This is a genomic window from Vibrio sp. VB16 (assembly GCF_015594925.2).
Taxonomy (GTDB): Bacteria; Pseudomonadota; Gammaproteobacteria; order Enterobacterales; family Vibrionaceae; genus Vibrio.
The window spans coordinates 679,448-700,330 of the sequence record NZ_CP087591.1 but is presented as its reverse complement, the minus strand read 5'-3'; the positions used below and the strand labels follow the sequence as shown (position 1 = coordinate 700,330).

Annotated in this window: 17 protein-coding genes; 13 read left to right on the top strand and 4 right to left on the bottom strand. The window is 42.4% G+C overall.

Translation table 11 applies throughout. The annotated features are described in order from the left end of the window. Window positions 1-11: 11 nt before the first annotated feature. The 11 genes from IUZ65_RS19630 (at window position 12) to IUZ65_RS19580 (ending at window position 11,999) form a co-directional block, all read left to right on the top strand. A complete protein-coding gene (locus tag IUZ65_RS19630; protein WP_195705712.1) occupies window positions 12-812 on the top strand; it encodes a carbohydrate ABC transporter permease in 801 nt (266 codons plus the stop codon). 9 nt (window positions 813-821) lie between these two features. Beyond that, entirely contained in the window at window positions 822-1,094 is a 273-nt protein-coding gene (locus tag IUZ65_RS19625; protein ID WP_195705711.1) for a DUF2160 domain-containing protein, read from the top strand. 157 nt (window positions 1,095-1,251) lie between these two features. Continuing rightward, window positions 1,252-2,925, top strand: coding sequence for an ABC transporter substrate-binding protein (locus IUZ65_RS19620; RefSeq protein WP_229638323.1), 1,674 nt, complete (start codon window positions 1,252-1,254; stop codon window positions 2,923-2,925). Window positions 2,926-3,428: 503 nt separating this feature from the next. Continuing rightward, a complete protein-coding gene (locus tag IUZ65_RS19615) occupies window positions 3,429-4,319 on the top strand; it encodes a MurR/RpiR family transcriptional regulator (protein ID WP_195705709.1) in 891 nt (296 codons plus the stop codon). Continuing rightward, the gene (locus IUZ65_RS19610) at window positions 4,316-5,146 is read left to right on the top strand and encodes a transketolase (RefSeq protein WP_195705708.1); all 831 of its coding nucleotides are present in this window, start codon (window positions 4,316-4,318) and stop codon (window positions 5,144-5,146) included. The genes IUZ65_RS19615 and IUZ65_RS19610 overlap by 4 nt, the downstream gene beginning before the upstream one ends. Then, window positions 5,143-6,105: a transketolase family protein gene (locus IUZ65_RS19605; protein WP_195705707.1), complete on the top strand. Its 963-nt coding sequence runs from the start codon at window positions 5,143-5,145 to the stop codon at window positions 6,103-6,105. Before IUZ65_RS19610 ends, IUZ65_RS19605 begins: the two co-directional genes overlap by 4 nt. Before the next feature lie 85 nt (window positions 6,106-6,190). Beyond that, entirely contained in the window at window positions 6,191-7,471 is a 1,281-nt protein-coding gene (locus tag IUZ65_RS19600; RefSeq protein ID WP_195705706.1) for an ABC transporter substrate-binding protein, read from the top strand. Between the two features lie 167 nt (window positions 7,472-7,638). Next, entirely contained in the window at window positions 7,639-8,577 is a 939-nt protein-coding gene (locus IUZ65_RS19595; RefSeq protein WP_195705705.1) for a carbohydrate ABC transporter permease, read from the top strand. Then, the gene (locus tag IUZ65_RS19590) at window positions 8,574-9,410 is read left to right on the top strand and encodes a carbohydrate ABC transporter permease (RefSeq protein WP_195705704.1); all 837 of its coding nucleotides are present in this window, start codon (window positions 8,574-8,576) and stop codon (window positions 9,408-9,410) included. The genes IUZ65_RS19595 and IUZ65_RS19590 overlap by 4 nt, the downstream gene beginning before the upstream one ends. 5 nt (window positions 9,411-9,415) lie before the next feature. Continuing rightward, window positions 9,416-10,858 carry a xylulokinase gene (locus IUZ65_RS19585; RefSeq protein WP_195705703.1) on the top strand — a complete coding sequence of 481 codons (1,443 nt, stop codon included), beginning with the start codon at window positions 9,416-9,418 and terminating at the stop codon, window positions 10,856-10,858. Window positions 10,859-10,904: 46 nt separating this feature from the next. Further along, complete coding sequence (locus IUZ65_RS19580) at window positions 10,905-11,999, top strand: ABC transporter ATP-binding protein (RefSeq protein WP_195705702.1); 1,095 nt, start codon at window positions 10,905-10,907, stop codon at window positions 11,997-11,999. Window positions 12,000-12,134: 135 nt separating this feature from the next. Here IUZ65_RS19580 and IUZ65_RS19575 read toward each other — a convergent pair whose 3' ends face one another. Together IUZ65_RS19575 and IUZ65_RS19570 are read right to left on the bottom strand one after the other, a co-directional pair. After that, the gene (locus IUZ65_RS19575) at window positions 12,135-13,217 is read right to left on the bottom strand and encodes a glycerol dehydrogenase (protein ID WP_195705701.1); all 1,083 of its coding nucleotides are present in this window, start codon (window positions 13,215-13,217) and stop codon (window positions 12,135-12,137) included. Window positions 13,218-13,278: 61 nt separating this feature from the next. Beyond that, window positions 13,279-14,910, bottom strand: coding sequence for a dihydroxyacetone kinase subunit DhaK (locus IUZ65_RS19570; protein ID WP_195705700.1), 1,632 nt, complete (start codon window positions 14,908-14,910; stop codon window positions 13,279-13,281). 471 nt (window positions 14,911-15,381) lie between these two features. Here IUZ65_RS19570 and IUZ65_RS19565 point away from each other — a divergent pair, with 471 nt between their 5' ends. Together IUZ65_RS19565 and IUZ65_RS19560 are read left to right on the top strand one after the other, a co-directional pair. Next, a complete protein-coding gene (locus IUZ65_RS19565) occupies window positions 15,382-16,113 on the top strand; it encodes a substrate-binding periplasmic protein (RefSeq protein WP_195705699.1) in 732 nt (243 codons plus the stop codon). 26 nt (window positions 16,114-16,139) lie between these two features. Continuing rightward, window positions 16,140-18,557 carry an EAL domain-containing protein gene (locus tag IUZ65_RS19560; RefSeq protein ID WP_195705698.1) on the top strand — a complete coding sequence of 806 codons (2,418 nt, stop codon included), beginning with the start codon at window positions 16,140-16,142 and terminating at the stop codon, window positions 18,555-18,557. Window positions 18,558-18,636: 79 nt separating this feature from the next. On the opposite strand, the gene IUZ65_RS19555 is transcribed toward IUZ65_RS19560, so the two are convergent. Further along, window positions 18,637-19,404: a DUF4344 domain-containing metallopeptidase gene (locus IUZ65_RS19555; protein ID WP_195705697.1), complete on the bottom strand. Its 768-nt coding sequence runs from the start codon at window positions 19,402-19,404 to the stop codon at window positions 18,637-18,639. A 347-nt stretch (window positions 19,405-19,751) separates the two neighbouring features. After that, window positions 19,752-20,834, bottom strand: a complete 1,083-nt coding sequence (locus IUZ65_RS19550) for a glycerol dehydrogenase (RefSeq protein ID WP_195705696.1) — start codon at window positions 20,832-20,834, stop codon at window positions 19,752-19,754. Between the last annotated feature and the right edge of the window lie 49 nt (window positions 20,835-20,883).

Here is a 20,883-nt window from a genome sequence, read left to right as displayed (position 1 = left end):
AGGATTCAATTATGAACAAGAGAAAAACACTGGGCCTTAGCTTATATATATTATTTTTGCTACTCCCCCTTTATTGGCTGTTGATGATGTCATTCAAGAGCAATCAAGAGATCTTAGGAGGCCTTACATTTTGGCCTAACGATTTTACTTTTGCTAACTACACAACGATCTTCACTGATGCTAGTTGGTACATGGGTTATATCAACTCTATTTACTACGTATCACTGAATATGGTGATTAGTCTGATAGTAGCCCTGCCTGCTGCTTACGCATTTTCACGCTTTCGTTTTATTGGTGACAACCATTTATTCTTCTGGTTATTAACCAACCGTATGGCACCACCAGCGGTGTTCTTATTACCGTTCTTTCAACTTTATTCTTCTGTGGGTTTGTTTGATACGCACATAGGTGTCGCCTTGGCACACTGCTTATTTAACGTGCCATTAGCCGTATGGATTCTTGAAGGGTTTATGTCTGGTGTTCCGCGTGAAATTGACGAAACAGCGTATATCGATGGCTATAGTTTTCCGAAATTTTTCATGAAAATATTTATCCCTTTAATCAGCTCAGGGATTGGAGTAACGGCATTTTTCTGCTTCATGTTTAGCTGGATTGAGTTGCTACTAGCGAGAACATTGACTTCAGTGAGTGCAAAACCCATTGCGGCTGTTATGACACGTACTGTGAGTGCATCTGGTATTGATTGGGGCGTACTAGCAGCGGCTGGTGTCTTAACGATTTTACCTGGCATGTTGGTTATTTGGTTTGTTAGAAATCACGTGGCGAAGGGCTTTGCTCTTGGTCGTGTATAGGAGATAAATATGAATTGGATGGCTTGGACATTGCCTTCAGCACTATTTTATACGGGTATTGCCTGCATATTAATAGCGATGACTTGTTGGGAAGTAATGCGCCCATGTGTTGCAAGAAAAGGGTTTTTCCCTATCGAAACTACTCGTGGAGATAGGTTGTTTATAAGCTTATTAAGTGCTGCGTACATTCATCTAGGGTTCGTCGGGTTTACAGAAATGTCGATTTGGATCCCTTTTGTAGTCGCAATAATCTGGTTGTTAATTGTTATGAAATGGGGGTGAAAACACAAGAAATTTAGGGGTCTTAGAGAAGGACGCGTTTGGCACTAGGTTGTGCCAATAGTAAGTACATAGTTAATGTGCACTTTAAATAACAAAGGAAGAACGAATGTTTAATAAAAATAAATCAGTTTTCAAACTGGGCCGTTTGAGCATCGCGATGTTAATTGCAGGTTGTAGCAGCATGGCGCTAGCAGACCAATATAGTGACGCTGCCGAGAATTGGATCGGTACAGAATTTACACCGTCAACATTAAGTCAAAAGCAACAAATGGACGAGATGGGTTGGTTCACTGAAGCTGCAAAACCTTTTCGTGGCATGGAGATTAATGTTGCTTCTGAGACCCTTACAACTCACGAATATGAATCTAAAGTTTTAGCGAAGGCTTTCTTCGAGATTACTGGTATTAAAGTAAATCATGATTTGATTCAAGAAGGGGATGTGGTTGAAAAACTTCAAACTCAAATGCAATCAGGTCGTAATATTTACGATGCCTACGTTAATGACTCAGATTTAATCGGTACGCACTTTCGTTACGGAAAAGTGGTACCAATCAGTGATTTTATCGCTGGTGAAGGTAAAGCTGTCACCTCTCCAACCTTAGATTTAGAAGATTTTATTGGTTTGAGCTTTACTACTGGACCAGATGGAAAAATCTACCAATTACCGGATCAACAGTTTGCTAACTTGTATTGGTTCCGTGCTGACTGGTTTGAACGCGCTGATCTTAAAAAGAAATTTAAAGACGATTATGGTTACGAGCTAGGTGTGCCACTAAACTGGTCTGCTTATGAAGATATTGCCGAGTTCTTCTCTGTAAAAGTAAAAGAAATTGATGGTAAACGTATTTATGGACATATGGATTACGGTAAAAAAGATCCATCTTTAGGTTGGCGTTTTACCGATTCATGGCTATCAATGGCTGGTGCTGGCGACAAGGGTATTCCTAATGGTATTCCTGTTGATGAGTGGGGGATTCGCGTTGAAGGTTGTAACCCGGTTGGTTCAAGCGTCGCTCGTGGTGGTGCTACAAATGGTCCAGCTGCCGTATACGCAACGGCCAAGTATGTAGAATGGTTGAAAAAATATGCGCCACCTGAAGCTGCTGGCATGACCTTTGGTGAGTCAGGTCCCGTACCTGCTCAAGGCAGTATCGCTCAACAAATATTCTGGTATACCGCATTTACTGCAGATATGACTAAATCGGGCCTACCTGTTGTAAATGAAGATGGCACACCAAAATGGCGTATGGCTCCGTCACCAAGAGGCCCATACTGGGAAGATGGAATGAAGCTGGGTTACCAAGATACTGGTGCGTGGACTTTCTTGAATTCAACACCTGTTGATCATCGTAAAGCCGCGTGGTTGTATGCGCAATTTGTAACTTCAAAAACGCTCTCGTTGAAGAAGACTATCGTTGGTCTAACACCTATTCGTGAATCGGACCTTAATTCACAAGCGATGACCGACATGGCACCGAAACTTGGTGGATTGGTTGAATTTTATCGCAGTGATGCTCGCGAGCAATGGACACCAACAGGAACCAATGTTCCTGATTATCCGAAGCTTGCACAATTATGGTGGCAATATGTTGCTGAAGCCGCTAGTGGTGAAAAAACACCGCAACAAGCTATGGATGGTCTAGCACTGGCTCAAGACAAAGTATTGAAGCGTTTAGAGCGTAGTAAAGCGCAGGGCGAATGTGGTCCTAAGCTTAACCCTGAGAAAGATCCTGAGTTTTGGTTGAGCCAACCTGGTTCACCAAAAGCGAAGTTATCTAACGAGAAACCTCAAGGTAAAACGATTGCTTATAAAGATCTAATTGGTGGTTAATCAATAAGATGTGTTAATAAAAACCGGCCTGATAAATGGCCGGTTTTTTTTCAATTACATTTTAATACTATGGTAATGGATAAAAATCACTCATTCATCCTTAAGATGCTTATTCAATGGACGAGAAATGAAAGGAACAACGGCGCAAGAAAAGTAAACCCACCTCACCGTCACATCAGACAATGCCTTCTATCCACTCTGTTGTCATATAAAGCAGGGCTCCATCAACTAAAGCTTGATATGGTCGTTCGTTTTCGTGTTTTATGCCACTCTTTTACAGAACAAACAATGGCTTGCCGATTTTAAGAATGATTCTCGATTTTTGGCCATATTACTCTTTATCTATGAATATCAAAATTGAGACGTTGTTTGTTTATTGTACAGTTGATCTACCCAATATGAGTCGCTATAGTTCACGCATGGTTAAAAAATGATCAATATGAGTTAAAGTGACTCATGTTTAATGTCAGAATTAACAAGGAAAACCTGTGTTGGACTCTACTATGCAAAATGAAAATATAATTCATAGACTGACAAATACAAAAGTGAGCCCAGCAGAAAGACGACTGGTTGAATACTTGTTGTCTTTATCGGAATACCAACTTGCGACCTTAAACACAGATGAAATCTGTCAAAGTGCTAAGGCGAGCCGCGCAACAATAGGCAGGCTTTCAAAACGATTTGGGTGTTCTGGACAACGTGAGTTACGCGCTGACATCATGAAAAGCAGCCGAGCAATGAAAGCTCAAATTGAAAGCAGCCAAGATAGTGGTCCTAACTTATCTGTTGATGACACACCGCTAGATATTGCCCACAAAGTTTTTAGTAACTGCTCAGTTCGAGCTCTGCGATTTTCCGACATTCTTGAACAGTCGGATGTGTTAGCCAACACGCTAAAAGAAATCAATCAAGCCAACAAAATTATCACTTTTGGTGTGGGGCAGTCGGCCATTGCGGCGTTGGATCTTTACCAACGACTGTTGCGAATTGGCCTGTCGATCCAATTTGATCTGGACTCTCACACCCAACTGGTTAAAGCCTCCCTAATGGGTAAAAACGATCTTGCCATCATCATTTCTTATTCTGGGGTTACGCGTGAAATAGTCGAAGTCGCTCGGATCGTTAAAGAGCGAGGCAGCAGGCTATTGATAGTGACAGCGAAAGCGGACTCCTCACTGAGCGAATTAGCCGATATCACCGTGCTTACCCCACCAGGGACTGGGTTATATGGCATGGATGCGGCCATGAACCGAATGATGCAAATTATGTTTAATGAAGTTATTTACCAGTGCCTTGTCGTCGATTCACCGGGAAGAATGGTCGTCACCGATCAGGTTAACCGCGCACTGGATCGTGGAAAGCTCCTTAAAGAAACGAAAAGGAAAAAAACATGACAGAACAAGTACAAATTAATGAGTTAAAAGCCCTAGCAAAGCTCGCTCGAAAATATGTTTTTGATCAGATATATGCAGCCGGTTCTGGCCATCCAGGCGGTAGCATGTCGTGCATTGAAATGCTTGTTGCGCTGTATTGCGACAGAATTAAACCGCAAGGAGGGTGGATAGAGAAACGAGACCGAGACCATGTCATTTTATCCAAGGGCCACGCCGTGCCTGCACTTTATGCCGTGCTTGCATTGGTTGAATTGTTGCCAGTCGAAGAATTACAAACCTTGCGTCAACTTGGTTCAAGATTGCAAGGTCATCCCGACCGTTCAAGGCTCAGAGAAATTGAGATGTCAACAGGGTCATTAGGACAGGGGCTGTCAGTTGGTATAGGGCAAGCCATTGCCTTAGAACGAATAGGCAGCAAGAATTTTTCGTTTGTTATTGTAGGGGACGGCGAAATGAACAGCGGTCAAATCTGGGAAGCGATAGCCTATGCGGGGGCCGCCGGTGTATCGCATCTCGTGACGATATTGGATGCGAATGGAATTCAAAACGATGGCACCGTTGCAGAAGTACAGGACCTCACCCCATATCGACCGAAATTAGAAGCATTTGGTTGGGCTGTAATCGAGATAGATGGTCAATCAATGGCTGAGATGGTGGAGGCCATACAGTGGGCAACCTCGCCGATACATGGCGATGTTCCGCGATTTATCGTTGCAAATACTACGAAAGGTGCTGGGGTTTCCTTCATGGAAAATCAGGTAGATTGGCACAGTCATGCCTTGAGTGATGAGGAATATTTGGCAGCTTGCGAAGAGGTAGCATCATGAGTATATCAACGGATTTTGAACAATATGGCTTAGTTTCTTTAAGGGATGCCTATGCAGTGGCGGTGATGTCGGTAGGGAAAAAACATGAAGATGTTTACTTGTTAGATGCGGACCTTTCTAAATCAACGAAAACCGCTTCATTTGCAGAAAAATACCCCAAACGCCATCTCAATATTGGTATTGCTGAGCAGAACATGGTTGGTATATCTGCGGGCCTTGCAACGATGGGATTCGTACCATTTGTGAATACTTTTGCGGCGTTTTTAACGCGCAGAGCTTGTGATCAAATTGCAATGTCAGTGGCGTATCCGAAACTTAATGTTAAATTCTTCGGTTTTCACGGCGGTATTAATTTGGGAGAAGATGGTGCGACTCAGCAAGCAGTGGAAGACATTGCAATTATGCGTTCCATTCCTAATATTCGAGTGTATTCACCCATCGATGCAAATGATTTGAGTTGGGTGATAGAGGAAATCCTTGCTTACGATGGGCCAACATACGTGCGTCTATCGCGTTTTCCTTCTCCGACACTATTATCGCCCAAAAGCAAACCTCACTCTACTAGTCCCCCCTACCGAGTATTAAAAGAAGGCGAAGATCTGACGATTTTTTCGACAGGTACCCTGACCGCTAAAGTACTGGAGGCGGTGGATGGTTTAGCAGAGCAAGGTATCCATGCTCGAGTTGTGGCGATAACGTGCATAAAACCATTGGCGAATGAATTAGCCGCCGCCATTAAATCTTGGCAAGGGCCAATCGCAGTGGTGGAAGAACATTCCATTCATGGTGGGTTGGCCGACTCAATAGGGAGTCTACTAGATAAGAATAACCACCCACACTTATTACATCGAATTGGGATTGAAGACCGATTTGGTGAGTCTGGTCATCCAGACGCTTTGATGGAAGCATTTGAATTAGCGGGTGATCCGCTCGTTAACAGGTTGTCAGTACTGGTTTGAACACTGACAAAATTACCCTCTGGCAGTTCATTATAGTATGCGAAATGAGGCGCCAGTGGCTGAAACGGAAATGGAGTTCAGCAATATGAAAAGTCGATGCAAAATAACTTTGTGCGCACTCTTTATAGCGGTACTGAGTACGTCGAGTTTCGCGAAAGAAACGGTTAATGTTTGGTCATGGTTTGTACAAGGAACAATGCAAAAATCCATAGCAGCCTTTGAAGAAGCTAACCCAGATATTGACGTTAAATACACCTATTACAACTATTCACCAGAATACATTACCGCGTTAAAAGCGGGAGCAGTATCCGGTGGTTTACCTGATGTCATCGGTTTGCAACCCGGTGCATTCACGCAACGTTATCGGACTCATTTAGTCCCTCTAAATGGTCTCGCTTCTAAAGAGTGGGGCGATGACTGGTTGAACGGCGTATTCCCTATTAACATCAAACAGATGCAAATGGGAAATCCGTCTGGGGACGAAGATTTTTATATCTTGCCTCAAGAGTCGCAGGTTTTGGCAATTTGGTATAACCGAAAAATCTTCGATAAATTAGGTCTAAGTGCACCTGAAAACTACAATCAATTAGTATCAGCGTCGAAAAAATTGTCGGATGGGGGTTACATCCCAATGTTTCAGGGCGCAGCGGATGGATGGCAAAATATCAATGTGTTCTTGATGCTTGCCAATCAATACTCGCCGGGATTGGTCGAAAAGGCCCAATATGGACAAGCGAAGTGGAATGATCCTGAGTTGGTTAAAGCAATGGCCGCGTGGAAGAAACTGTTTGATGATGGTGTATTTCAAAAAGGGGCGTTGGGCGCACATGCGTATCCAACCGGAGCGCAGCTTTTTGCACAAGGCAAAGTCGGTATGATGGCGTTAGGGTCGTGGTGGATGCAGGAAAGTAAATTCCCACCTCCATTGTCGAAATATGTTCAAAACATGGACGGTTTTGATTTCTTCCACCTACCTGCAATGCCAGACTCAGACCGAGCGTCGCCACCCGTTGGTGGTATTGATATTGGATATGGATTGACGGCGAATGGCAAAAATAATCCAGCAGCTTGGAAGTTCCTTGCCTCATTGGTTAATGGTGTAGCATTACAACAAGCACTCAATGATCTTAACGATCTTCCCGCATTCGTCGGCCACACGCCGAAGGGAGAGATTAGTGCACATGTTCAGTCACTTTCAGTTCGCTTTATGAACGATTTAGCCGTAGCGGAGAATCAAAGGTTCGCTAATCCAAGTATATCGGATGCATTAGAGAACGCATTGGCAGGTGTCGCCGCGGGTAGCCTTACGCCAGTTGATGCAATGGAAAAAATGCAAGTTGCAACAGATAAAGAGCTGACAAAGTAACAAGGTAACTAGAATGAGTGAATGATTTGCCACTGAGCAATGACGTGCAGTGGCAATCATCATTAGAAAAGGTTCGATAATTTAGGCATCGTCAAAAGCCCGCTTATTTATTCTTATCAATAACGACTGATGGTGCATCAAGAAGACCAACTCAAGGTGACGTATCGATGAATTCCACACCTTTGGACATGAATGTCTCTTATGTTAGAAAACGCTCAATATTACGCCAATTTGGTCGCTATTTGTTTTTGGTACCCGCAACAGTAATATTTATGGTTTTCATTGCCTACCCAATTGCATGGGTAGTCACAAATAGTACCTTTGACGGTGAATCTGTAGCATTAGGAAACTTTGTAGGTCTACAACATTACCTAACGGTTATTACTGACCCTGTTTTTTGGGTTGTGATGAGAAACATGTTCCTGTGGGCGGCAATCACCATTCCAGTTCAGATGCTCATAGGTGGCGTAATTGCCTATTATGTTGAGTTTTATACCGAAAGATGGCGTACTTTTTTTCGCACCTTATTCTTTATTCCCGTAGTGACATCGGTCTCTGTAGTCAGTCTCATTTGGATTCAAATCTACGCCCCCTATTATGGGATAGGACAAGAGTATCTAAAATTATTTGGTATTGAATTAGCCAACTCGCCGTTGGGCGACCCTCAATATACGATCTTCGCCTTAATCGTGGTCAATATTTGGCAGTGGACTGGCTTTTCCATGCTGATGTATATCGCCGGGTTGAGTAACTTACCAAGAGAGATCTTAGATGCAGCAAGAGTCGACGGCGCGAAAGGGTTGAGGATGGCTGTTTCCATCATCATCCCTATGTTGTCATCTTCGACCAAGTCATTATTAATGCTCGGCATTATCGGCACCTTGCAAACGTTTCCCGTGGTGTTTCTTATGACCAATGGTGGACCAAACCGTGCCAGTGAGATATTTGGTACCTATATTTTCAAACAGTCTTTTGTTATTGGTGACTTAGGTGTTGGCGCGGCATTGTCCGTCATTGTCTTGTTGATCGCTTTCATTTTATCTGTCCTGCAGATCGTTTATTTGGGCGGCCAATTTGACAGCGACAATAAAAGGAATACCCCATGAAGCAATGGTTAAACAAAGAAAATAGAAAAAGCATCGTCATTCATGCTGTGCTTTTGGTGTTGTTGATGATCTGGATGATCCCTGAAATTTACATGTTTACCATGGCACTAAGAACGCCTGCGCAAGTTTTTGATCCAAGCTTATTTGTGTGGCCAATCACTTGGGACAACTTTGTTACCGTGATAATAGACAACCCACTGCATGTGTTTTTCATTAACAGCATCGTCGTCACTGTGATGACCGTGCTAGCAGTTATCGTGCTTTCATCATTGTTCGCGTTTGCTATTTCGGTATTAAAATTGCCGGGCTCATTGGTACTGTATGCAATATTGTTGACGACATTGATGGTGCCTATTGCGTCACTAGTCCTGCCGTTGGCGATTCTTTTAAAAAACTTTGATTGGGTGAACCGTTACCTAGGTTTGATATTGCCTTATATCGCATTAGGCGTGCCATTTTCGGTTGTGGTACTCAAAGCGTTTTTTGAAGATTCACCTAAAGAGTTGTTTGATGCCGCGAAAGTAGATGGATGTAATGCTTTTCAGGTTTATTGGCATATTGCATTGCCTATGGTGCGCCCTGCATTAGTTTTTGTGGCCATTTGGCAGTTCATCGTGACATGGAACGAGTTTTTTCTCGCGTTAGTTATTATGACGGAATCAGAAATGAAAACGCTCACTATAATCCCTATGCAATATTCGGGCTTTTATATGGCAAATCCCGGTGCATTGTTCGCCATATTGGCCATTATTGCTATCCCCCTCATTTTTCTTTACGTCTTCGTTCAGAAGGCATTTGTCCGTGGGCTTACAGCAGGCGCAGTGAAAGGATAACAACCATGAAAGAGAAACGAATTTTTGCAGGTTTGGATGTGGGCACCTCATCAATGAAAGCGGTGTTAATCGAGATCGCAAACGATCAATGCAGAGTATTGTATAGCCATGGTTGTCCCTATAACGAATCGGGGACACCGGAACGCGATCCTGAGAAATGGTTGGCGGTTGCTCATCAGCTTTTGGCGCAATTACTGCAGATACGCATCCCAGATGCTATTGGGTTTACAGGGCAAATGCACACCTTTTTGGCTGTAAATCAAGACAACAACTCGATTGCTCCAGTTAAGCTTTGGCTCGACATGGACGGCTTTCAGGTTTTAAACAACTTAGATTTATCTCGTAGCCAGTGGCTTGAGAGGACAGGCAACATACCTTTACCCGACTTTACGTTAGCCAAATGGCTGTGGGCGGTAGAACAAGACCCTCAACTGCCTGACAAAGTGTCTCGATTATACTGCGCCAAAGACATCATACGTGCAGCGCTAGATCCTAATGCACCGTTTGTTATCGACAGCAATGAAGCCGCAGGGACTCAATGTTTCGACCCAGAAAATGAACAGTGGCAATCAGATATTATCGAAATGGCCAAATTACCCTCGTCCGCTCTGCCCACTGTAGTAGACGCGCGGACAGAAGCAGGGTTTCTCGACCTCGCCAGTTATGGTAAACAAAGCGGAAAGGTCCCTCTTATCGTCGGTGCTGGTGATCAAGCCACCGCTGCTCGTGCTGTCGGAGGTCACCAAGAGGGTGTGGTTTCCGTCTCTCTGGGCACGTCGGGTGTATTGTCTTTTAATCTCGATAAACAGGCGTTTCCGAACGTATGGAGAGGCGACTTTCATTGGTTTCCGATTGGATTTGATGACAAGCAGCAAATCATTGGCACTATTCCATCACTTGGTAGCACTCTCGACTGGTTTATGCGATTACATAATTTGTCGAAACAAACATTTCAGGCTCATTCACTGACGACTCTGGAGCAGAGTTCAAACGTCTATTTTATGCCTTTTATGGCGGGTATTGGATCGCCAGAACCTACTCATGATGTGCGTGCTGCTTGGTTTAATGAGTCAGCAAGTACAGAGTTGGCCGATCTTATCCGAGCACTATTCAACGGAATGGCACTTGAATTTTGTCACATCATTCGTCAAGCGCAGCAGCTCAATATCTCTGTGGATAGATTGATATTTTCTGGCGGCGGTGCGCATATCGACGCTTTACTAGCGATTATTTCCAGCACCACGGGACATAAGTGCTACAGAATAGATGAGCTCGATGCCAGTGCAATTGGTGCTGCTTTGCTTGCCGCTGATTCACAGATAGCAACCACTCATGTTGTGTTGCCTTGTAAAGAAATAAAAACGGCTGACCTACGTCCAGTTAGCGATGAATATCGGAAGCAGTGGCAATTATATCGAACCTTTTTAAAGTCAAACGGCACATGTTGAATTTGTCCTATTGAGACAAAAGACAATATAGAAAATGGAGCACACAATGGCGAACCTCAGTCTAATTAATGTGAGTAAAAGTTTCCGCGATACTAAAGTGATCTTACCGTTAGATCTTAGTGTACAAGATGGTGAGTTTTGCGTGCTAGTCGGCCCATCTGGCTGTGGAAAATCAACATTGCTTAGGATCATTGCCGGTCTCGAAAAAGTCACCAGTGGCAGTGTGTTGATAGATAATGAAAACGTCACCGATGCTGAACCAGCAGACCGCGCTATCGCGATGGTATTTCAGTCGTATGCGCTATACCCACATATGACCGTGGAACGTAACATCGGCTTTGGTCTTGAGATTGCGGGCATGGATAAAAAGGAGATTAAAAAACGCGTGCGTACTACCTCAGATACATTACAAATTACGCATTTATTAGATCGAAAACCCAGAGAACTATCCGGTGGTCAGCGTCAGCGTGTGGCAATAGGGCGCGCAATAAGTCGTAATCCAAAACTGTTTTTGCTCGACGAACCATTGTCAAATTTGGATGCAGCGCTACGTGTAGGAATGAGACTTGAGCTGATTAAGCTTAAACAAAAACTTCAAGCTACCATGGTCTATGTTACGCATGACCAAACAGAAGCAATGACGCTGGCGGATCGTATCGTGATATTAAACCAAGGTAAAATCGAGCAGCAAGGTACACCACTAGAGATATTTCATAACCCAAGCAACCGTTTTGTTGCGAGTTTCATTGGTATGCCAGCGATGAACTTTATTCCCGTGACAACAATAGAAAACAACAAAGAGGGAGAGACCACAATACTGTGTGAGGGCAGTGAGTTGTCATTTCAATGTACTCAAATGGCTCGTAATCACGAAAAATTGTTGCTTGGTATCCGTCCTGAGTATCTGTCATTATCGCTCGAAAATGCTGACTTCTCTTTTGATGCTAAGCTATTCGCGGTCGAATTATTAGGCAGTGAAAGTTACTTGTACGTGTATTTTGATGATCGAGAGGTCATCGTTAAAGGGGGGGAAATACTAACGGTTAACGTTGGTGACATTATTACAATATTCGGCTCTTCGCGTCGTAGTCACTTGTTTAACCAACAAGGTCTTCGTGTCTCAATAGATAATATTTATTAGCAAAAATCAGAAACATTGCCTATCGATAGCGATGATTAAAACGCATCCAGTTAATGAAAGAGTCATACGCTATAAGAAAAGTAAAAAAAACCGGCCCAGTGAAGTGAAGAGGCCGGTTTTGGACTTAATTAGTTTTTACTTGCCCATTTCATGCGCCGTTAAGATAGCGGATAGTACGGAAGCGGCGGTCACCTCGAATGGCATATTGTGGATGGTTTCACCTTCTGCACATGAAGCCTGAGCGACTTCTAATAACTTATCAAGATTAAGCTCTTTAACGCCCATCATATGTAGATTGGTTGGTAGACCAACAGATTTACAGAATGCTAATACTTCCTGAATTTCTGCCATTGGCGCATTCTCTAAAACGAGGTGAACCAAGGTTCCAAATGCCACTTTCTCACCATGGTATAGGTGATGACACTCTTCTAACTTGGTTAAGCCATTGTGAATCGCGTGAGCAGCAGCCAGTCCACTACTTTCAAAACCGATTCCACTGAGATAGGTATTGGCCTCAATGATATTTTCAACGGCTGGTGAAGTCAGTCCATTTTCGGCTGATAATTTGGCTTTTACACCATCTTCGATGAGTGTGTCGTAACACAGTTTTGCAAGGGTTTGAGCTGCACGTGTAGGTGCACCACCTGCCATTGTTTGACCACCAGAACGTGCATTGGCACGAGCTTCAAAATAGGTGGATAGAGCATCACCCATACCTGAGACTAACAATCTAACTGGAGCCGCGGCGATTATCTTGCTGTCCATAATAACCATGTTAGGGTTACGTGGAATCATCAAGTACTCACTGAACTCACCTTCTGGCGTGTAGATAACCGCTAATGCGCTCGTTGGTGCATCTGTAGAGGCAATTGTCGGTACAACAACGACAGGTACATCGCAGTAAAAAGCGATGGATTTAGCTGTATCTAAAGTCTTACCACCACCGATACCGATGATAACTTGAGACTCGTTGCTTTTTGCTAGTGCAATTAGGCGATCAATTTCTACGCGGCTACATTCGCCATTAAACTTCTCTAGTACCAACTCACCCTCTGATTGGGCAAAGCTTGCGGTTACTTGCTCGCCCACAAGCCCTGTTACGAAATCATCTGCAATTGCTAAGGCTTTTTGCCCAAGTGGTTTAACATAATCGCCGATGCTAGCAAGTGCGTTTTCGCCTTGAACATATTTGCTTGGAGAAATGATAATCTTATCCATGGATTTTTTCCTTATTAAAAAAGTGTTCGATCAATTTGGCTTAACAGTAAAAAAGATCGTGTTATTTAAATATTGCAAATACGTTTTCTACCGCAACGGCACCCGGGTCTTTAACACCACGAAGGCTTTCACTGTTGAGGTATGCTGAACGGCCTGCTTTTGCTTCTAACATTTGCGCAGTGCTATCTGCACCTACTTTTGCAGCTTCAACTGCAGAAGAAATGTTTTCATCTCTTAACGCTAATAGTGCGGGTTCTAATGCATCAATCATGGTACGGTCGCCAACTTTTGCGCCACCAAAGAACTTCATTTGCTCTAGGCCACTAAGCAATGCTTCTGGTAAATCTTGATGTTTACCAAAATGAGTGCCGGCTGCGGTGAAGAAGATGGAAAGTAAGATACCGCTTGAACCACCCATAGACATAGCAAGGTGCTCACCAACAAGCTCTAGCAGTTTTTGAACATCGGCTAAAGGTAAGTTCTTATTGTTTAGTTCTTGTTGTACTTTCAATGCACCAGACGAGAAAGTCGATCCTGTATCGCCGTCACCTACAAGGGCATCAAGACGGTTTAATTCCGACTTCAGTTCAATGATGGTGTCGCAGATTTGTCCAACAATGGATTCAACACCAGCGGACTGAGAAGGGGTAAACTCAACACTGTTTGATACTTTTTCTATGGTAATAGGTGCGCATTCATTAACGGTCATTCCGTGGGACCAAGATTCTACCGACACTGGCGCCAATAATGCCTTCTCTATGTCATCGGTCAGGACGACGCAAGATAGTGAAAAGCCTTTCATATCGATTGCAGTAACGAAAGGTTTTGGCCCAAATAGATACTGCATGCTTTTGCCCAAAGATGATTCCACTACATCTTTCGTCAGCAAGCTCATTTCTAAAGGAGAGGTTCCGCCTAAGTTATTTAACAACAGTGCGTGTTTTTGATTATTGGTTTTTTCTAATAGTTTTTCAGCTAATACTTCAACAACCGTATTGCAGTGATCTATATCTATGATAGCAATGCCAGGTTCACCATGAATGCCTAACCCCAGTTCCGCCTTATGCGGAGGAACGCGATCTTCACTCTCTTCGCCCGGGACATGACAGCTAGTAATGGCGACACCAATACTGCTGACGTTTTCATTACAACTTTCTGCATGACGTCGAACGTCTTCTAAACTGGCATCTTGTTGTGCGTAATATCCAGCAACTTTATGAACAAATACTGTACCTGCAATGCCTCTAGGCTGTTTGCTGTCTTTTATTGAGATGTCATCGTTGACGATGACCATTTCCACTTTGTAGCCTAATTTTTTCGCTTTCTCTGCCGCTAAGCCGAAGTTTAATCTGTCCCCTGTGTAGTTTTTAACTATCAGTAAACAACCTGCTTCTCCGGTGACATAAAGAATAGCGTTCAATACTGCCTCAACACTTGGAGAGGCAAAAACGTCACCGCATACCGCAGCCGTAAGCATACCTTCCCCAACAAAACCTGCGTGGGCTGGCTCATGCCCTGCACCGCCGCCGGATATCAGCGCAACCTTGCTCTTATCCCAGTCTTTTCTGATGACAACACGAATATGCTCGTCTATGTTTAATCGAGTTAAATTATCATGTTGGTTACTATAAATAAGGCCGTCGATTGCATCACTAACTAGCGTTTTACGCTCATTAAAAAATAATTTTGACATTGAAAATTCCTTGTATTTATATGTGAAATCTAAATTTTTCAGTATTCCTAGATTTGAGTTCTCAGCTTCATACTACTGGACGCTGCACAAGAACTTCATGATGTGAGGCAATGAGAAGCGACTCCTATGCAACAACAAACCAAAATGTACAGACGATTAGGTTTTGCTGATTTTTGATAAACATGCCAATTTCATGCCAAATGATAGTGTTGTTATAACTAATTGATAATTAATGATTAAAAATGAGAATAGTAACGGGTGTTGTCGGTTTGTTCATTGTGCTGTGAGCATTTTGTTAATGCGGTGAACAATTTGTTAGTCAGGGTGGAAGGAATGAAGTGAAAAATTAACAATACGAGGTAGCTTGTAGCGATATGATGGTAAATGCCTAATATTGGAATACCATAATTGCAATTACTGCAAATATGAGCCAATTTTAATAGTATCATTTTAATTATTACGGTGAATCACTTGATATATAGATTGGCTTTTTTGAGTTTTTATCTGTTAAGCATGTCGGTTTCGGCTAAAGACGCGCTTGTTTTTTATGTGGTCAATTACCCTCCTTATATGATCATCAATGATAAAAATGAAATATCAGGTATGGATGTCGATGTTGTGTCTGCTGCTTTTAAGGAGAGTGGGCAACTTGTTGACTTTGAAACTCTTCCTTGGAAGCGAATTATGAAGTCAATGCAAGCTGGGGAGATTGCTGGAGGACTTTCTTGCAGTAAGCGCAAGGGAAGGGAAAGCTATATGTTATTTAGCGAATATATTAGTGAAACTCGACAAGCTGCCATCACTCTAAAAAGCATGGATACAAGTCAGATCAAGCACCTCGACAATTTTAAGAATTACAGTGTGACGACGGTCTCCAGTTGGGGGACTGCGAATCAATTGCGTATGAATAAGATTGACTATGTAAACTCTAACGATATTCGTTCTGGGTTGGTTAATGTGTTACATCGCGGTGTCGACATTTTATACGGACCTGAAATTCCTGCGATGCATGACGCAAAAAACATGGGAGAAGTAGATAATATTAAAGCGACGTATCTGGAGGATGTCACTTCGAATAAACTTCATTTGTGTATTAGCAAGGGCTATCCACACAGTGATGACATCTTAGATGAATTTAATCGTGGTTTAAAAATAATTAAGCAAAATGGCACGTATAAAGACATTCAAGCGAAGTACTTCTAACTGGGATTTTAAGGAACAACAAGAATTTGAAACTAAGTATTTCCGTCAGACAAGCTATATACGTTCTCGTTGCATCTCTATGTTGTGGAGCGTTATCTTCTGCCGCGCAGATTTACCTTGGTTTACAACAAGATAGAGTTATACAAACTGAAACGATCGCTCGTTCAGTTGATTTACATAGAGATACGCTTGGTCGCGCTGCTTACATATTAGATGAAACGCAAGCCAACGAAATATTGACCTCGCTAATACGACAGCCTCTAATAAAGCGTGCTTTGCTTTTAGATGATTTCAAAGATGTGTTAGGCGAACAGACGCGCGAGGATACCTATCCAATGACGACCTCTCTTCGTTTCGTGTCTGAATTGGTCAACATTCCTTCCGAGCAAATTTATAAAATAATCGTCGGTTCAAATGAGACGAGACACGCAATATTAACGATTGTCATTGATGAATCGGTATTAGCCAATGACCTGATAAAGAAACTGATGGTTAACTTTGGAGTTTCTCTGCTATTTACTGTTCTATTGACGGCCATTCTTGTCACGCTTAGTTATACCTATATTTCCAAACCAGTCATTCGTATAGCTCATTGGGTTAATAATTTAAATAAAGCTCAAAGCATCTCTTCTCTTCCATATACCAGAGATGATGAATTGGGGATATTAGTAGATCGGTTTAGTAAAGAGTGGCAAGAAAATCAGTCAACCTCTTTAAAACTTATTGAGATGTTAGATAACGTAAAAAAAAGTGAACGTTTTTCACGAATGTTGATGGAAAATTCTAGTGATGCAATGTTCTTGTGCCATCACGGCTCAACTATCCATTTGGTCAATAATTTAGCTGAAAAATTAACAGGTCAAACCTCATCTGAATTGATCGGTAAAAGCTTGGCCGATTTTAGTCGAACCTATTCAGACTGTGAGTTGGAAACCATATTCAAAAAAGTGATCGCCAAAGAAGTTCATGGGTATGAAGATACTATAGTGTCTAACATTCTCCAAGAGCAGAAAAGCGTGTATTTAGAGTGCAGAGCTACCGCTATAGTCATTGATGGTGAAGCATTCGTCATGGTGAATGCTCGAGACATCACAGAGAAAAAGTTAGCACAAGAAAAAATTCATGAGCTTGCTTATTATGACTCGTTGACACAGCTTGCCAATAGGAGGCTCTTTACTGAACAGATAGCGAGTAAAATAGAACGGCATAAAGATGATAATAGATATGGTGCTTTGCTCTATTTCGATTTGGACCAGTTTAAGAAAATTAACGATTCTCTCGGCCATTCGGTTGGTGATAGCGTATTAATTGAAGTTGCATCGCGTATCCGGGAAATTTTTGGAACCCAAGCGCTATGTGGCAGGATTGGTGGTGACGAGTTTGTTATTGGCCTGATGGACCTTGCTGATAACGCCGAATATGCCGCTGAGCAAGCGTTACAGATGTCCAACAGTCTGTTGTCACGTATTTCCGACCCATTGCAGTTCGAAGACATAACGCTGCATACAACGGGTAGTATTGGTGTTGCTTTCTTTCCAGACGAAGCCATAGATGCTCACGAACTTCTTCGCCGCGCAGATACGGCCATGTATAAAGCAAAATCATTGGGTCGAAATGGCGTACAGTTCTTCAAAAGAGAAATGCAGTATGCCGCACAACATCTATTGGCCCTGGAAGAAGGTATCTACGAAGCCATCAATAGAAATCAGTTTGAGATATGGGTTCAGCCACAGGTTAATACGAATGATGTTATTTTCGGAGCAGAGGTTCTCGTTCGATGGAATCATCCTCAGCGTGGCTTACTGACACCACAAGCATTCATTCCTCATGCGGAAGAAACTGGACTGATTATTGATATTGATAAATGGGTCTTAGAAGAGAGTATCAAGCAATTAAAGAATTGGAGGGATGACGATGTAATAGGACATCTTGAAAAGCTGGCTATCAACGTAAGTCCTACCTTTTTCCTCCAAGTTGATTTTGTAATCTATGTGATTAACCTGCTTGAACGGTATCAAGTGCCAGGTGATCTCGTTGTTCTAGAGATAACAGAAAATTTACTGCTGAATAATTTTGAATTGGCTAAAAACAAAATGCTGTTGTTAAAAAACAAAGGTCTTTCTTTCTCTATCGATGATTTTGGTACCGGTTATTCGTCGTTAAAATACCTAAAAGAACTCCCGCTTGATGAACTTAAGATAGATCGATCTTTTGTTTCTGGCTTAACCGACGGTTCTGATACAACGTCTATTGTCGAAGTGGTAATAACAATGGCGAAGAACCTACAGTTGGGTGTTATTGCTGAGGGTGTGGAGACTCAAGAACAGCTAGATTTGCTGACCAAGCTTGGCTGTAAGGCGTTTCAGGGCTATCTACTTGGGTATCCACAAGCTTGTCATGAATTCACAAAGCAGTTGAGTAATGAGAAGGTAGCTGAGACCTGAGCAAGGTCACTCACAAAGCGTCAACGTTAAGCCCACGTCAGGTTATTTTATCTAGATGTAATTCGATGATACATCCTGATTATTGGTTTTCATTCATCCCTAAATAAACCAACCAGTTCTGCGTCATGGCATCGAAGTTATAGATACAGTATTCCTTGCGGTCTTTTAGGTAATCTTGTTCTACTTCATCCAACAAATAATTATATTTATCTGGATTACTTCCATACACTAAACATAAGGTTGAAAAGTAGCGCTGTAAGTCAAAGCTGTGTTCGTCGATATATTCACCAAACTCATAGTAGTCAGGTCTGTCATCGGATTCAAAGGCAAACATATCGGCAGCGCTGATGGCTATATCGTCGCCTAAATCGACGTAATTTAATAGTATGATTGATGCAAAGTTATCAACGGCATCTTCTTCTTTGCCCAGCACAGGAATATGGTTATCTGCGATAAAGGCATGGCCAGCTTCATGTAAAAGTGTATGTAACAATGTGTCTAGTGCGCCATCTTTGGCCGATTTCCCGAGCTTCTTTTCGTAATCATTCTTTTCGAAGTAGTGGCGTGATTCAATATAGAAGCGATAGGGAATAAATACAGTGTGCTTTTCTGGGTCGTAAAGTGGTCCTTCGCTAGCACCAAACTGAATGAATAATGTGTTGTTGAAAGGAAACCATTTGTTTGATAAATCGACAATAGTATCACTTACCCCGCTCACCTTTATGTCTTGCATTGCTTGCTCTTCAGCAACGGACTGTGATGTCGAAAACGCTACATGTACATTTTCATTAGCGTAAGCGACAGAAATGCAGAAAAAGGTAAGAATTACAGCAGTGATGAGTTTCATAACAATCCAATGGTCATAACATGGTCGCCTATGAGTTTAGCAAACAAATCTCAATTTTGGCTATTCGTGGCGCGAAATGATAAGAGCGTACTGTATTATAATAAAGCTCTGCATAGTGTTAATTTGCGGCGATGATCTGAGGTGACTTAACTTAACTCTTAATTAGGTGCCATGTTAAAATTCGCCATAGCGTCATTAGAATTGCAGTTACCCTCGGCAATGTCATTTAAATAGCGTCTTCGCCGTTTTCGCTTAATCGATATGAAGTGCCTCCAGATGACACGGACAATATTGGAGAACACTTCATGCTCCTAGCTTATAGGCAAAATACTAATGTACCTTCGAAACTAACTGCCTAATTGGTGCGCCGTTAGCATAGCCGCCAATACAAGCGTTGGTGTTACTTCAAATGGCATGTTATGGATAGTTTCACCTTCTGCACATGAAGCCTCAGCAACTTCCATCAGCTTATCGCGATTGATTTCAGTTACACCCATATCTTTTAGGTTTGTTGGAAGGCCAACAGATTTACAGAAATTCAATACTTCAGTTATTTCAGACATTGCTGCATTTTCTAGAATTAATTGAGTCAATGTACCAAAGGCGACTTTTTCACCGTGATACAAGTGATGACACTCTTCTAGTTTAGTTAAACCATTGTGGATCGCGTGCGCTGCTGCAAGACCTGAACTTTCAAAACCAATACCTGAAAGATAAGTATTTGCTTCGATGATGTTTTCTACAGCGATATTCGATAGATTTTGATCACAGGCAATTTTTGCTTTAAGGCCATCTTCGATCAATGTTTCATAACAAAGTTTTGCCAGTGCTTGAGCGGCACGTGTTGGTGCCCCCCCTGCCATTGTCGATTTTCCTGAGATACCGTTTGCACGTGCTTCAAAATAAGTAGACAGAGCATCACCCATACCAGAAACAAGCAAACGGGTAGGTGCCGCTGCGATAATTTGAGTATCCATAATAACCATATTAGGGTTAGTTGGAATCATCAAATATTCTGAGAATTCACCTTCAGGCGTATAGATAACGGCGAGCGCACTTGTCGGTGCGTCCGTTGAAGCTATGGTCGGAACAACAATGACTGGTATTTTAGAATAGAAAGCGATGGCCTTAGCGGTATCAAGTGTTTTACCACCACCAATACCAACAATTGCCTCAGCACCTATATTTTCAGCAACCGTCATTAGACGCTCAATTTCGGGACGACTGCATTCGCCGACGAATTCAAACATTTGTAATTCGACGCCTGAGCTTGTGCAACTTTTTGACACTGTATCGCCAACGAGTTTGGTGACAAAACTGTCAGCAATAGCCAGAACGTTAGTGCCTAGCGGTTTAACATAGTCACCAATGCTATTTAATACATTGGCACCTTGAACATATTTACTTGGTGAAATAATGATTTTATCCATAGTTATTCTCTCTTGTGCGTTCTTGGTTTGAACCATTCAGAAAAGCTAA